Genomic DNA, 15,904 nt, shown 5'->3' with positions numbered 1-15,904 from the left:
TATACAAAGTGTTAGTTTATAATTATAAATTGCACGATTTTCTTGTTATTGAGAATCATATTTCCGCAAGTTTAGCCGTCACTGACTCTAAATAAATAAAGAATGTTAAAATAAAAATCATGCAGGTTACTTTTTTATGAGAATAAATTATTTCTCAGATATACATCTTGAATTTGGGTCACTGAATTTACCTGATAATAATGCAGAAATTATTATCGCAGCTGGTGATATTGGGGTTTACGATCAAGCCATAGAATGGTTAATTGCGTCTAAAAAGCCTGTCATTTATGTTGCCGGGAATCATGAATTTTATAATCATGAATACTGCGATACCTTGTGTATGCTAAAAGAAAAGTGTGCCAATACCAATATACATTTCCTGGAAAATAATACCTTTATATATAATGGTGTTCGCTTCCTGGGTTGTTCTTTATGGACTGATTTGTTTATAGAGGGAGAGGAAACGGCTTTAGCTTTAAGCAAAAATTTGAATGATTTTAGAAAAATTCGCTTTGCATACGAGCCGTTTAATGCGCAACACTTCACTGAATTACATATGCACTCCAGGGCATGGCTGGAAAAAGCGCTGGCTAGACCATTTAAGGGTAAAACCGTTGTTGTCACACACCATACACCAACGCACTGGAGCTGGAACGATTCACCCAATGCAATTAAAAAGCTCGCTTATTGTAATGATCTTAAAGCACTTTTTCATGGGCATGATATTTCAGCATGGTTTCATGGGCACACCCATAGTATTGGTGATTACCGCATAGAAGGAACACGCATTTTATCTAATACTCGTGGCTATGCGGGGCGCAAAGAAGTGGCTGAATTTGATTTGAATAAGATTGTTGCTATTTAAAATTCTTGTAAAAACTCAGTTTACCTGGATTTTTTACAATACAAAAAACGTTTAAATATCAATATTACAAAGTATCAGGCATAAAAAAAGCTTGCGTTGTAAAACAACGCAAGCTTTTACATGGTAATTCGTATGCTTCTGGTTAGAAAGTTACAATCATATCCATAGCAAATTCGATTTGACTATCACCCGTATTATTGTTGAAAACTTCCTCATCAGCCCAGTCAAAACGTACTTCAGGACGTAGTTTTAACCAGCTAAGAGGAGTGTAGTTAACACCAAAAGAGGCTGCAAGGTAATTGGCACCAACGGCATTTACACGTTGCGCACCACCTTTGTCATTAAACCATTCTGCACGTAGTCCAACGCCGACGTTATCGAGGATGTCATAAGTAAAGTATTGGTTGATACCAAACCAGTTACCGCCGCTTTGACCAACAGAGTTAGCTTGTATTTGAGTACCGAAATCGTGCTGAAATACATAATGAAATTTATCAGTGAAGTCATGGGTTGCAACAATACTGTACATGGTTCTATTGCTCGCTTCAGTATCGCTTGTGTCTCCAGAAATTAATTGCACATTGACGGAAGTTGCCTGGTTGGTACTGGTCCAGCTAGTGCCCCCTAAAAAGCTCCAGGCACCCGCATTTGAAGTCATATTATCCCAGCCCATGACCGCTCCAGCATTTATAGAGAAGTTGTCATCAATGTCATAGCTAAACATAGCTCCGGTATGGGTGAATGGTTCTCCATATAACATGGTATAAGCATGTGAATAGAAAAAATTATCCGGTGCTGGAACTACTTCATAACCAATAGTGGTGTAGAAATGTCCTAGCTTGGCAGTAATACCATTCCCGATCGGAGCAAATACTTCCATATATAATTGGGGCATTGCTATATTATAGTAACCACCATTCTGGTTAACCCACCATTCATTATCCCAGCCTGATGCCTGGGTAAATCTTGAATCCGTACCATACATGAAGTCCATGCGACCCCCAACATCCCAGCTATCGCCTTCCTTATTAACAGCACGTTCAATATAGAAGTTTAGTTCATTAAATAAAACTTCGTTGACTCGATCATTAAATGAAATGGGTGAGTTGGTTGTATCACCGTTAGTATTGCCGGTAATACCTGCTGAGGCCCACATACCTACTTCGAAGCCTGTGTCTTTCATAAACTTCGTGTCGTTAAGGTTGAAGCCGCTTAAAGACTCAATCATGCCAGCATCTGATGATGTTTGAGGTTCAATGTCTTCATTAGATAGATGATTCACATCATCGTCATTAGCTAATACCTGAAAACTTGCCAGGATTACCGCACTACTCAGTAAAGTGCGCTTAAATAATTTTTTCTTGCTCATATATACAGTCCTATAAAAACTAAAATAAAAAAATTAGAAATAACGCGCATATGACAGGTCATGCACGTTTTTTTCTTTAATGCATTTATGGTGCCATCTGTGAAAAAACATTATAAATCATAGTTGTATGGATATTGTTAATTCACGAATTTGTGATTGCGCACCAAAACGGGTCATTTTAGCACTGTAATGGTTCAGGGTCTGGATTTTTGAATTATAGGATAGTTTTATTTGTTCTAGTGCTTTGTGTTGCCGAGCGCTGAGTATACCCGTATGCCTACCCTTTCGGGAGAATAGGAACGAGATCGTGAGATCTATCAAGTTTTTATCTATATAATTGCGTAGCCTAAGTAAACAACAGCACTAACAGCATTGTTATTATCATAAACTTGTTGCTAAAGCCTTAGTTATAAAGGCTTATAGCAGAGGGCAAGCAAATAAGGCTGTTATTTGACATAGGTTAACACTGTACTTTTATTGCCAGCAATGCAATTTAAAATGGATGTTACATATTGGTGCGGATAGTAAAGGTAAGTTAGCTGAAAATAATTAAAAAACACATAAAAATCAGTAGTATAAATTTATGGCATGAGCTGTGCTATGTATAAAATGAATTTGATAATTAACGGAGATTTAAATGAAATTGATTACAGCAATTGTTAAACCTTTCAAATTAGATGATGTGCGCGAAGCACTATCTGATATTGGAATCGCCGGCGTCACAGTAACTGAAGTAAAAGGTTTCGGTCGTCAAAAAGGACATACTGAGCTTTATCGGGGGGCTGAGTATGTTGTTGATTTTTTACCAAAAGCAAAAATTGAAGCAGCAGTAACTGATGAGTTGGTTACCCAAGCATTAGAAGCTATTAGCAATGCCGCAAATACCGGGAAAATTGGCGATGGAAAAATATTTGTGACTAATTTGGAACAGGTGATCAGAATTCGTACTGGTGAAACTGGAAATGAAGCGATATAAAAATTTGAATTATAGAGAGGAATTAAAGTGGATAAATTAACCGAATTAAGTTACGCGTTAGATACGTTTTATTTTTTAATAAGTGGTGCACTGGTTATGTGGATGGCGGCTGGTTTTGCCATGCTCGAAGCAGGATTGGTACGATCAAAAAATACCGCAGAAATTTTAACCAAGAATGTCACATTATTTGCTATAGCTTGTGTTATGTATATGCTATGTGGATATAACATTATGTATCCAGCAGATGCAGTCAATAGTATTTGGCCTGGGATGAGTTTTTTACTGGGTGAAGATCATACAGCTGTAGATGTTTTAAAAAGCGAAGGTGAAACTTATTACTCAGCAATGGCTGACTTCTTTTTTCAGGTAGTCTTTGTTGCCACAGCTATGTCTATTGTTTCAGGTGCCGTAGCGGAACGCATGAAATTATGGGCTTTTTTAGTTTTTGCAATCGTAATGACAGGCTTTATTTATCCGATTCAAGGTTATTGGAAATGGGGTGGCGGTTTTCTTGACGAGATGGGGTTTTTAGATTTTGCTGGTTCAGGTGTTGTACATTTATGTGGTGCAACAGCAGCATTGGCAGCGGTTCTATTATTAGGCGCACGTAAAGGTAAGTATGGCACCAATGGTGAAATTCACCCAATTCCTGGTTGTAATATGCCATTAGCAACCTTAGGAATGTTTATATTATGGATGGGATGGTTTGGCTTTAATGGTGGTTCTGAACTTAAAATTTCTGATATAGGGGAAGCAAACGCGGTTGCAATGGTTTTTGTTAATACTAATGCAGCCGCTGCCGGTGGTGTTATTTCTGCGCTGGTAACCGCTCATCTACTATTTGGTAAAGCTGATTTATCGATGACCTTAAACGGAGCTTTAGCAGGTTTAGTTGCGATTACTGCTGAACCTTTAACACCGACACCGCTATTAGCAACTATTATTGGCGCAATAGCCGGTATCCTGGTTGTCATTGCTGTAGTCAGCTTAGATAAAATTAAAATTGATGATCCTGTTGGTGCGATTTCTGTACATGGTGTGGTGGGTATATGGGGTTTATTGGCGGTCTGTCTATCGAATGATGAAGCCAGCCTGGTTACACAATTAACAGGTATTGCATGTATTTTTGGTTTTGTTTTTGTCGCAAGCCTGATTACATGGTTTATTATTAAAGCAGTGATGGGCATACGTGTTACTGAAGAAGAAGAATACCAAGGTGTGGATTTTTCCGAGTGTGGAATGGAAGCTTATCCTGAGTTTACTGGTAGTACATCGAAGTAATATTTTTTCCAGCCTGACTTAAGGTATTGTCGGTCAATAAATAAGTCAGGTGGATATATCTTTTTAAAAAGTGTTTGATATGTGAAATATCAGACACTTTTTTATCTTAATAACAGCAGTGGTTTTTTTGTTTTAAGAAGCATTTTTACAGTAAAACTTCCAAGTAATATTTCATGTAATCGTGTGTGGCTAAATGCGCCCATGATAGTTAAATCTATATTATGGTTTTCCTGATATATACATAATTCCTGCTCTGCTTTCCCTTTTAGTGCGGCAGTAATTAAATTAAGATCGACAGTTTTTTTGAGCTTTTCAGTGGCTTGCTGGATTAATTCTTCAGCAATATTACTAACACACACTAAATGGCAGGTCAGACCTTTATATAGTGGACTGATAGCAACCATGTCAACCGCTTTTTCAGCTGCTTCACTACCATCATAAGCAAGCATGATTGTGTCGGGTTTTTTAAAGTCAGTATTCACTACAAGAATAGGGCGGCGAATAGCGCGAATCATCATTTCCAGATGAGAGCCAATTTTTCCCTTTTGCTTTTCATGGTCTTCACCGCGTACACCCAGCACTAAAACACGAATATTATCTTCCAGATCTATCAGGCTTTCAACTACGCTACCATGTCGTTTAGCGGTTATAGGGTCGGAGATGCCTGCAAGTTGAACTCGTTCTTTGGCGGCTTCCAGTATCAGCTTGCCTTTTTGCATTAATAACTTACTGCGTTGCTGTTCTAGTTGCGTGAGTTCTTCAAGCAGGTGCTCCTGGCTACCTAAACCGATATTCCCAGTTAAATCAGAAACGACGGGTGTTTCCTGATGCTCAATATTATGCAACAGTTTTAGTGGCGCATTGACACGTTGAGCTATCCAGGCTGAATAATCACAAACAGCTGAACTGATAGCGGAACCATCAATACAAGCTAGTACAAGTTGTTGCGTATGTTTCAGATGACTGCTGTTCATCAGTGTCCTCCTATAACTTTTTCAATTTCTTCAGGATTATCGTGCACGCCAAAACGGTCAATAATTGTGGCGCTGGCATCGTTTAAGCCTATGAGTTCTACATCTGCACCTTCACGTCTAAATTTGATAACGACTTTGTCCAGTGCACCGACCGCTGATAAGTCCCAAAAGTGAGCATGAGTAAGATCGATAACTACTTTCTCTACGACTTCTTTAAAGTCAAAGTTGCTGGTAAATTTATCGGCCGAGTTAAAAAATACCTGGCCATGAACAACATAAGTACGTGTTTCATCATCAGAACTTATTGTTGATTCTACATACATGAAGTGTGCAATTTTGTTGGCAAAGAATAGTGAGGCTAATAACACACCGACAAAGACACCGTAAGCCAGATTATGAGTCCAGATAACCACAAAAACCGTCATGATCATAACCAGATTAGCAGAGAGCGGGTGTGATTTTAAATGGATAATTGAGTCCCAGCTAAAGGTTCCTATGGAAACCATAATCATCACGGCAACTAAGGCAGCCATTGGAATTTGTTTAATCCAGGCGTCTAAAAAAACCACCATAATTAATAAGAATACACCTGCAACCAATGTAGATAAACGTCCTCGTCCTCCCGATTTTATATTAATCACTGATTGGCCGATCATTGCACAACCTGCCATACCGCCTAATAATCCGGCACCTATATTGGCGATTCCTTGTCCTTTACATTCGCGGTTTTTATTACTGGGCGTGTCTGTTAGATCATCGATAATAGTGGCAGTCATTAAGGATTCAAGCATACCTACTACTGCTAAAGCAGCCGAATATGGGAAGATAATTTGCAGTGTTGCAAAATTTAAAGGGACTTCTGGCCACAAAAAGAGTGGCAGTGTATCGGGTAAAGCACCCATATCACCTACGGTACGTATATCCAGGCCAAGATATATTGCAACGCCAGTTAATCCAACTATACAGACTAAAGGCGAGGGAATAGTTTTACCTATAAAAGGTACATAGGGAAATAAATAAATGATGCCCAGCCCTGTAGCGGTCATAATATAGACATGCCAACTGACATTGGTTAACTCGGGCAATTGGGCCATAAAAATAAGAATAGCCAGGGCATTGACAAATCCGGTTACGACTGAGCGTGAGACAAAGCTCATCAGGCTCCCAAGCTTTATATAACCGGATATGATCTGCAAGATACCGGTTAATAAAGTGGCAGCTAAAAGGTATTGTAAGCCATGATCTTTAACCAGAGTCACCATTAACAATGCCATCGCACCAGTGGCGGCACTAATCATTCCTGGTCTGCCACCCACAAATGCGGTAATCACGGCAATACAAAAAGAGGCGTATAAACCTACCTTAGGGTCTACTCCGGCAATAATAGAAAAAGCAATGGCTTCGGGAATTAGGGCAAGCGCGACAACTGTTCCGGCTAGCACGTCACCACGAATATTGCCGAGCCAGTCTTGTTTTTTTGAAAGTAAGAGCATGTTTACCTTGTGAAGAGTTATAAGGATTTGTAACGAAAGTGTTTCATTACGCTGAAAAATATGACCGATTATGATACCAACTACTGACTATCTGGATAAATTTATTTTTCACTAGGGGAAAGTAATGATTGAAATCAGGCTATAAAATACTTTTGTCTACAACCCGTCTGTAATTATTGTGTAAAATGATGTTTTGTCTTTATTAATATTTTAGGGTAGCAAATATGAAATTAATCACTGCGATAATAAAACCGTTTAAACAGGATGATGTGCGTGAAGCTTTATCCGAACTCGGAATTGCTGGAGTAACTGTAACAGAGGTGAAAGGGTTTGGTCGTCAAAAAGGTCATACAGAATTGTATAGAGGAGCCGAATATGTGGTTGATTTTTTGCCTAAAGTAAAAATGGAAATTGCAATAGCCGAAGATAGGGTAGATCAGGCGATAGAAGCCATTGCGAAGGCAGCAAATACAGGCAAGATAGGTGATGGTAAGATTTTTGTTACTACGCTGGAACAAGTCATAAGAATTCGTACTGGAGAGACAGGCGAAGAAGCTATTTAGTTGAGTATTTAAGAAGATGAATAATTTATATAATAAAAATAAAAAAAGTATTTTATTTCTGGCCTTAGTTCTATTGCCAAGTTTTGCAGGAGCTAGTGAACTTAATCAGGCAAATACAGCCTGGATTTTAACGGCAACGGCTCTGGTGCTGTTTATGACTTTGCCTGGCTTGTCATTGTTTTATGCAGGCCTGGTTCGTAGTAAGAATGTTCTGTCTGTCTTAATGCAGTGTTTTGCCATAACTTGCATGATTTCAATTATGTGGCTGGCAGGTATGTATAGCTTGATTTTTACTGATGGCGGAGGGGCTCAACCCTTTATTGGAGGATTGTCTAAGGCGTTTGTTCCGAATATGGGGACAGATAGTTTGACGGGTGACATCCCTGAAACTGTGTTTTTTATGTTTCAGATGACTTTTGCCATTATTACCCCGGCTTTAATTGTGGGTGGTTTTGCCGAGAGAATGAAATTTTCTTCGATGATGATTTTCAGTGCGCTTTGGGCGCTGCTGGTTTATGTCCCTGTCTGTCACTGGGTATGGGGTGGTGGATGGTTAGCTGATTTGGGTGTAAAGGATTTCGCTGGTGGGATTGTGATTCATATTACCGCAGGTGTTTCTGCTCTGGTTACTGCACTAATGTTAGGCAAGAGGAGAGGTTTTCCGACCGTAGCAATGCCTCCGCATAATATGCCGATGGTAGTTACCGGAGCAGGGATGTTATGGGTGGGCTGGTTTGGTTTTAATGCGGGCAGTGCATTAACGGCTGATGGGTCTGCAGGTATGGCAATGTTAGTCACTCATATTAGTGCAGCAGCTGGCTCGTTGACCTGGATGGTCATTGAATGGATACGTTTTGGTAAGCCGAGTGTGTTAGGTATTGTAACAGGTATGGTTGCAGGCTTAGGTACAATAACTCCCGCGTCAGGTTTTGTTGGCCCTGCTGGAGCACTGGCCATTGGTATAACAGCAGGTATTGTCTGTTTTTATGCCGTACAAATTGTCAAACGTCATTTACATATAGATGATTCTCTGGATGTTTTTCCGGTGCATGGTGTAGGTGGCATAGTGGGTTCAATTTTAACCGGTGTATTTGCAGCCAAAAGTATGGGCGGCCTGGGCCTGGACGGTATTACTATATTTGAACAAGTTAGCATCCAGGCCTTAGCGGTAGTGGCGACAATTATCTGGAGTGTGGCTTTCAGTTATATCATTTTGAAGGTTCTGGATTATTTGATGGGCTTACGTGTATCGGAAGATGGCGAAGTGCAGGGGCTGGATATTGTTTTACATGAAGAAACGGGCTACCATAATTTATAGTCGATAGCAGGTTTTCCATGTATGTATTAACTAGAATAAAGACGGTTTTTTCTACTATGTCGATAATAATGTTTCCTGATTACCCACAACTATCAGCTATACTTCGTCATTCCTGCATGTTTCTAGCAGGAATCTAGTAGGTTAAACATAGATTCCCGATATAAGACTTCGGGAATGACGACGTCTTTAACATACTGATATTTAAATCTTTATTTCACTGTGGCTGAGAGTTATGGGTAATCAGCTAATGTTTTATTACGGAGTTTTTTTGAAGTTTATGAGTATGCCACAGTTAATTGAAAGATATCGAAAACCAGTTCTGATTACTGTGGGTCTGGTGTTGCTATATACATTAGCTGGCTTTGTGTTATTGCCTAAGTATATGCAAAGTAAACTGCCTGAGCTGATAGAAACTGAAACAGGACGTAAAGCATCACTTGAACTTGTTGAATTTAATCCGTTTTCTCTGAAATTAAGTCTGCAGGGTTTTTCTATGCAAGAGAAAGACTTGCAGACTTTTGTTTCCTTTAAAGAACTTTTTACCAATATTCAAGTCTGGTCTAGTATTAGAAACCTGACTTTAGTGTTAGATATTTTAAGGCTAACGGAGCCTTTTGTTCGAATAGAATCATTAAAAGATGGGCAATATAATTTTAGTGATTTATTGAGTGGCAAGGAAGAACAGGAAACAGAGCAATCGGAAGGTATCTTCCCTATTATCATCAATAAAATAGCTCTTATTAATGGACAATTTGCTAGAATTGATGCACTAAAAAGCGAACCTGTTAATAAAATTATACACAATATTAACCTGCAACTGGATGATTTTGCTACTTTACCCGATAAAGGTGCAGATTTAGGTTTTTCTATGGCTTTAGGTAAGGAAAGCAAGTTGCAATGGCTTGGTAACTTTGGTGTTAATCCTATCTTATCTAAAGGCGAAATTACTGTAGAAGATTTACACTTCAGCGATGTATGGAGCTTGTTTTTACAGGATTTAGTGCAGTTTAAGTGGCTGGCAGGCAACCAGTCTATTACATTTAAATATGAACTTTCCTATTCTGAAGACGAGTTATTTTTTAAATTAACTGAAGGTCGTTTACTTACTCAAAATCTTACCTTTGTTGACAGGAAATATAATAAAGAATTTTTAAGCATGCCGTATTTTTTAGTTGAGGGGCTTAGCTTTGATTTAAATAAACACACTATTGATATTGAAAAAGTTGCATCTAAAGGTGCTGATTTTAAACTGTGGTTTGAACAATCTGGGCAGTTGAACTATCAGGGAGCTTTTGCTGTTAAAGAAAGTGAATTAGAAACAGCTAAAGAAAATCCACAACAAGCGCAGCAAACCGAAGTGTTGCCCTGGAATTTAAATATTCAAGATATAGCCGTTAAGGATACAAAAATTAACTTCAGTGATAAACGCAATGAAGAAGCAGTGTTACTTAATATTGCTGCTGTGGATATGGGGGTTAAAAACTATCACTTACTAGCAAACGAATTAGTACAGATAACAGCAAATCAAGGTTATATGAATCTTCGGGAACTTATTTTATCTACCAATAAAGAGGCTGAACTGATAAAAGTTCCTTTGATACAGGTAAGTGACATCGATTTTAATTTACAGGACAAAAATGTCAAAATAAACGCCATCCATACTAATGATGCGCTTATAAAAGCATGGCTGGCGAAAAATGGTGAGTTTAATTACCAGAGCTTATTTGCCCCTGCATCCACAAAACCAGAAGAGCAAGGCGCCGAATCCAAAATGAGTGATACTCAAGCAAAGCCCTGGTTGCTAGAGCTAGCAGAATTTAAAATTGACAATTATGCTCTGGAATTTAAAGACTATACGACAGCAAGGCCGGTCTCTTTGAATTTAACGGAAGTGAATTTTGCTGTTACCGAGTTTAATAACCAGCAAGGGGCGCAATTACCGATCTCATTTAGCTCACGATTTAATCAACAAGGAATAATAAATATATCCGGACAATCTGTTATTGAACCCTTTAAAACAGATCTTGATATAGCGATAAGCAAGGTAGGAATAGACAGTTTTGAACCGTATATTAATCAAGCTGCGCGCCTGGATATTATCGGAGGTAATTTTAATACCCAGGGTAAGTTAGCCATTTCTCAAGCTAAGCAAGCGGATCTACAACTGCAGTATCGGGGGCAAATTGATATTAAGGATTTGCATACTCGCGACCAGATTTTAAAGCAGGATTTTCTTAAATGGCAGAAATTAACATTGGCAGGTTTGGATTTTAATTTACATCCGGGCGAGTTAAAAATTAAATCGGTTAGTTTAGATCGGCCCTACGCAAGGGTCACTATCAAGGAGGATAAGACAACCAATATCAACGATATCATCGTTGCTGAGAAATCAGATAAGCAACAAAAAGCAACTACAAACGCTGCCAGCCCGTTTGTTTATAAAATTGATAAGACTAATATTAGCCATGGAGAATCTGATTTTTCAGATTATTCACTTATTTTGCCTTTTGTCGTGCATTTAAATGATTTAAAAGGTGGCATAAGTAATATTTCTTCAAACCAAAAAAACAAAACAAAAGTTGATTTAAATGGTAAAGCATTTGATTTATCACCTGTTGTAGTACAGGGGAATTTTAACGCTAGCATGGACGATTTAGATATAGCGATGCATTTTAAAAGTTTTCCTTTACCGTTTTTATCGCCTTATATGGTTGAGTTTTCTGGCGATAAGATAGAAAAAGGTAAAATGTCACTTGATTTACGCTATCAAGTTAGCGATAAAAAATTAACCGCGACTAATGAATTAGTCATTGATCAATTTAAGCTGGGGGAAAAGGTAGATAATCCAGATGCTGTAAAATTGCCTTTGCGTTTAGCCGCTGTTCTGCTTAAAGATAAAGATGGCAGGATTAATATTAATATGCCGGTAAAAGGCAGCATGGATGATCCTGAGTTTAGTTTGAGGGGGTTAGTACTTGATGTATTTATTAATCTATTGACCAAAGTAGCCGCATCACCTTTTACTGCAATAGGTTCATTTCTAGGCAGTAATGCAGATTACAGTGTTGTTACATTTGAAGCGGGTAACGCTGAAATAAATGCCGAACAGGGTAAAAAATTAGATGAGCTGGCAACGGCTCTGGTGCAAAAAACAGAACTTAGTCTTGATATCAGGGGAATGGCCTATACAAACCAGGACTGGCCGGCAATGAACAAGGTTGCTTTAATGGATAAGTTAAAGCAAATACACGCGGATGAATTAAAGAAAGCGGGTAAAACAAGACGGGCTGCGTATATAGAATTATCTGGAGATGAATATCAACGTTTACTAGCTGATTTATTTATTCAGACATTTCCTGACTTGGCGCAACGGTCTATTTTCGGTACCCCTAAATTAACTTATCCAGAGATGGGGGATTTTTATACCGTTGCCAATAATATGTTAACAGCCATGATTAAGCCAGATAATAATAAACTGGCCATTTTAGCATTAACCCGAGCTAGAAATATTGCCGCTTATATGCTTAACAAGGAGGGTATCACTCAGTCACGAATCTTTATACTCGATGGCAAAGTGATAGCTGATGCAGAACATAATCAGTTAAATACTGACTTATCTTTAAAAGTTGAGTAAAAAATCAGGGAGGAGTGGTCTTTAGTTTACATCTCCTCATGTAGAAGACAACGAATAAATTTACTGATTTGCCAATCCATGCTTTTGGATACGATACAGCAAGGTATCTCGCGATAACCCTAGTAAACGTGCAGATTTAGCTCGATTACCATTGGTTCGCTGTAATGCTTGATGGATGAGGTCGGCTTCCAGTTTGTTGAGGTTAATACCGACACTCGGTAAAGCAAAGTCCTGGTTATTTGAGTTGCTTGTTTTAGTTGAAAAAAAGTCATGTGGAAAGTTTTCCGCTTCAATCAGCTGCCCGGATAACAGGACTGATGTACGTTCACATAAGTTTCGTAACTCTCGTACATTGCCTGGCCAATCGTAATTTTGCAGGATCTTGATTGCCTGTTTGCTGAATTTCGGTGCAATTCTGGAATGCTGTGCAGAAAAGTGATCATTAAAATGTTTAATCAAATGCTCAATATCTTCAACTCGTTCCTTTAATGCGGGTATCTCTAAGGGAATGACATTAAGTCGAAAATATAAATCTTCTCTGAATTTTCCTGCATCTATTTGCTGTTGCAGGTCACAGTTGGTTGCTGAGATGATTCGCACATCGACTAAATAAGGTTCTGTATCACCTACGGCTAAACATTCTCCATTTTCTAGAAAACGTAATAACTTGGCCTGTATGCTGACAGGTAAAGAGTTGATCTCATCAAGAAATAAAGTTCCACCATTAGCTGCTTGAAAAATTCCCTTTTTATCTGCAATAGCTCCGGTAAATGAACCTTTTCTATGGCCAAATAATTCGGATTCAATAAGTGATTCAGGTAATGCAGCACAATTCAAGGTTATAAAAGGTTTATTAACGCGGTGACTGTCTTGCTGTATGGCTGTGGCTAATACCTCTTTACCTGTGCCAGTTTCTCCCTTGATAAGTACAGTGACATCTGTCGCAGCAACCATGCGTGCGCTACGCAGTACATTATCAAATGCAGGTGAATGACTGATGATATCTTTAAAATGGCTCATACGCTAAAAATTGCTACCAGTACTAATAACATACCGATAATTTGTTTTGTTGTTTTTAAACCTGATAAACGGGTAATAAATGAACTAACCATGCCTGTACCCATCACAGCTGGTAAAGTTCCTAATCCAAAGGTTAACATCGTTAGTGAGCTAATAGTTATATCGCCGGAAGTGGCCGCCAAAGCAAGTGCAGTATAAACCAGGCCACAAGGAATCCAGCCCCAAACCATACCAAATAGAAAGGCTTGCTTTAAGCTGGCAACAGGAATTAACTTGCGGCCATAAGGTTCTATGGTCTTCCAGAAATATGATCCGGTCTTTTCTATATAGGCAAAACTTGGAAACCAACCAGCGATATAAAAGCCAGCTCCGGTAATAATAAGTGCTGAAATAATCTGTAAAACTCTATGCCCATGTTCTGCGCCTAAGGGAAAAGTGAGTACCGATTCAATTAATCCTATAATAAAGCCTGCCAGCATATAGCTGAATATACGACCAAAATTATAGCTAAAGATAAATCTAATCATTATTGATTTATCTTTGCGTATTTCAGGCTTTAAACTATATGACAAGGTGCCGATAATAGACCCACACATGGACACGCAGTGCAGACTACTGAATAAGCCAATAAAAAAGGCAATAAAAATGGGGGAGCTTATAATTTGATTGATTTCCATAGCAGGTATAATACCATATCGTAATTAATGTGAGATAGGCTCTATTATAATATTCTTATAAGTGAGTCATATGGCGTATTCGATGGGTTATATAGCATAGATAAATTATTTTTATGATGTATAAAAGGGTGAATTTTGCCTTATGCACTATTATATTTATTCGTTATCAATACAGCAATTGGCATTTATTTGCTGTAGTCAAGTATCCCTCAACGCAATAAAGTTAAAGCACGTACAAACACCAATTAACATATTCCAATGATAGCTTGTGTAACCGGCTAAGCATCTTGTGCAGCATGGTTGGGAAGCTTATGCGAAAGCTGTGGAACTGACAAGTTTACTGTTGCATGCTTTTTTTTCAGGGCAAATACTGTGTCAAAAAAATAATTATTGCTGGGAACATCTGGCTTAAATCACAAATAATCGCAATGATAAAAGAGTAGGATAGTACTTTGCCTATTCTTTTTAACCAAACGGGTAGCGGTCGTTTATTTTTTTCCGGTGCTTTGTGTCGTCTTGCCGGCTGCCATGAACTGCCCAGTGCGGCCAGCATTTGTTGCCTGATGAGTGCTGCATAACTTTGACCTTCAAGACTATCTCCGATTTCTATAGTCTGACCGTTATGTTTGATTAATTTTAGTCGATACCAGACACGTGCTGTATTTCCCGAGCTTGATGAAGCATTTTGTTCTATGACGATATCGGCAATATTCTCGGCATCTGTTATTTCTTCGCAAGTAAAACCAAAGATACGCTGCTGTTTTCTAATTCCCATCAAGCCCACTTCTACACTAAGGCTGTTGGCGATCAAAAATAGTCCTAAAATAAACAGTGTCAAGGCAATTAATTCAACATATGCAGCCATTAAGCCGGTTGTTATTGGGAGAAAGTTTAAAAAGCCTGCAAAGAAATAATGAGCAAACACAGCAAGAAATAATCCGCATGCCATCAGACTAATTCCCATAGCCCTGGAACGTCCGTAGCCAAAATAGAACTGAGTGCCAGAAGCCGACTGTATTATCTGCGGGGTAGCACTGCTATCAGTATCCTGATGGGCTATAATGGTCGATGTTTTCGGTTTAAAGCGTTTAGTAGCAGAAATTGCCTGTTCATCAGCAGTTTGCACAGGCAACTGAAAGATTCGGTCATAATCAATACCTGGTAGTGGCAGACGAACCTGTAGGCTCCATATATGATAGTCATCACTTTCAGGTTCTGATTCAGGTAAATCGGCAGGGGGATTAAAAGAGAAATTTATACGTATTTTCTGACCATCATTATCAGGCTTGAGGGTGATTCTATCTTGCCACAATGATTGTGTATGCCAGCTGCTTTTACCATTATTATTACGCTGATGATAACGGCGGATACAGCTTAGACTCACTTTTGCATGACCGGCATATTTTGCCGGAACGGGTAGATCAAGCTGACCTGCACAACGGCCACCTACTTGACCTGGAAAGGGGTTTAAGGTCAGCGGCGTTTTACCAAATTTATACCAGGCTAATGTTTGTTGGATGGCTTGAAAGATGATGAATAAACCGATGAAGGGAAAACTAATAAAACAGTAAAAAACCGGATTTGCCTCAAAAGCGGCCAGGATATTTTGCCCCGCGTTGATAATGGCAAACCAGACACTGGCATTCCAGATTAATGCGAATAACCATGTTTGCCAGAAATGTTTGGCAGATTGGGAAAAGATCTGATTGCTGGTAATATTAGGCATAATATTTG

12 protein-coding genes are annotated in these 15,904 nt (G+C 38.8%); 6 read left to right on the top strand and 6 right to left on the bottom strand.

Going from position 1 to position 15,904, the window contains the following annotated elements; translation table 11 throughout:
- Positions 1-136: 136 nt before the first annotated feature.
- Positions 137-865, top strand: a complete 729-nt coding sequence (locus tag AU255_RS12255) for a metallophosphoesterase (RefSeq protein WP_080523125.1) — start codon at positions 137-139, stop codon at positions 863-865.
- Positions 866-1,007: 142 nt separating this feature from the next.
- On the opposite strand, the gene AU255_RS12250 is transcribed toward AU255_RS12255, so the two are convergent.
- Positions 1,008-2,234, bottom strand: a complete 1,227-nt coding sequence (locus AU255_RS12250) for a porin (RefSeq protein WP_080523124.1) — start codon at positions 2,232-2,234, stop codon at positions 1,008-1,010.
- A gap of 637 nt (positions 2,235-2,871) precedes the next feature.
- Between AU255_RS12250 and AU255_RS12245 the strand changes: the two genes are divergently transcribed.
- Positions 2,872-3,210 carry a P-II family nitrogen regulator gene (locus AU255_RS12245; RefSeq protein ID WP_080523123.1) on the top strand — a complete coding sequence of 113 codons (339 nt, stop codon included), beginning with the start codon at positions 2,872-2,874 and terminating at the stop codon, positions 3,208-3,210.
- A gap of 27 nt (positions 3,211-3,237) precedes the next feature.
- A complete protein-coding gene (locus tag AU255_RS12240) occupies positions 3,238-4,491 on the top strand; it encodes an ammonium transporter (protein WP_080523122.1) in 1,254 nt (417 codons plus the stop codon).
- A 101-nt stretch (positions 4,492-4,592) separates the two neighbouring features.
- Here AU255_RS12240 and AU255_RS12235 read toward each other — a convergent pair whose 3' ends face one another.
- Both AU255_RS12235 and AU255_RS12230 read right to left on the bottom strand, forming a co-directional pair.
- Positions 4,593-5,465 carry a universal stress protein gene (locus tag AU255_RS12235; protein WP_080523121.1) on the bottom strand — a complete coding sequence of 291 codons (873 nt, stop codon included), beginning with the start codon at positions 5,463-5,465 and terminating at the stop codon, positions 4,593-4,595.
- Positions 5,465-6,958: a SulP family inorganic anion transporter gene (locus tag AU255_RS12230; protein WP_080523120.1), complete on the bottom strand. Its 1,494-nt coding sequence runs from the start codon at positions 6,956-6,958 to the stop codon at positions 5,465-5,467. The genes AU255_RS12235 and AU255_RS12230 overlap by 1 nt, the downstream gene beginning before the upstream one ends.
- 224 nt (positions 6,959-7,182) lie before the next feature.
- Here AU255_RS12230 and glnK point away from each other — a divergent pair, with 224 nt between their 5' ends.
- The 3 genes from glnK to AU255_RS12215 all read left to right on the top strand — a co-directional run bounded on the left by glnK (position 7,183) and on the right by AU255_RS12215 (position 12,473).
- Entirely contained in the window at positions 7,183-7,521 is a 339-nt protein-coding gene (gene glnK, locus AU255_RS12225) for a P-II family nitrogen regulator (protein WP_080523119.1), read from the top strand.
- A 16-nt stretch (positions 7,522-7,537) separates the two neighbouring features.
- Positions 7,538-8,839, top strand: a complete 1,302-nt coding sequence (locus tag AU255_RS12220) for an ammonium transporter (protein WP_080523118.1) — start codon at positions 7,538-7,540, stop codon at positions 8,837-8,839.
- 283 nt (positions 8,840-9,122) lie between these two features.
- Positions 9,123-12,473, top strand: coding sequence for a DUF748 domain-containing protein (locus tag AU255_RS12215; protein ID WP_158083113.1), 3,351 nt, complete (start codon positions 9,123-9,125; stop codon positions 12,471-12,473).
- A 60-nt stretch (positions 12,474-12,533) separates the two neighbouring features.
- Here the strand turns inward: AU255_RS12215 and AU255_RS12210 are convergent, their stop codons facing one another.
- The 3 genes from AU255_RS12210 to AU255_RS12200 all read right to left on the bottom strand — a co-directional run bounded on the left by AU255_RS12210 (position 12,534) and on the right by AU255_RS12200 (position 15,896).
- The gene (locus tag AU255_RS12210) at positions 12,534-13,493 is read right to left on the bottom strand and encodes a sigma-54 interaction domain-containing protein (RefSeq protein WP_080523116.1); all 960 of its coding nucleotides are present in this window, start codon (positions 13,491-13,493) and stop codon (positions 12,534-12,536) included.
- Complete coding sequence (locus tag AU255_RS12205; protein ID WP_080523115.1) at positions 13,490-14,170, bottom strand: sulfite exporter TauE/SafE family protein; 681 nt, start codon at positions 14,168-14,170, stop codon at positions 13,490-13,492. Before AU255_RS12205 ends, AU255_RS12210 begins: the two co-directional genes overlap by 4 nt.
- Before the next feature lie 358 nt (positions 14,171-14,528).
- Entirely contained in the window at positions 14,529-15,896 is a 1,368-nt protein-coding gene (locus AU255_RS12200; protein WP_080523114.1) for a hypothetical protein, read from the bottom strand.
- Positions 15,897-15,904 lie beyond the last annotated feature (8 nt).

The sequence above is a fragment of the Methyloprofundus sedimenti genome, assembly GCF_002072955.1.
GTDB classification, from domain to species: domain Bacteria; phylum Pseudomonadota; class Gammaproteobacteria; order Methylococcales; family Methylomonadaceae; genus Methyloprofundus; species Methyloprofundus sedimenti.
The sequence above is the reverse complement of the archived record's forward strand: the minus strand, read 5'-3'. Positions and strand labels throughout refer to the sequence as shown.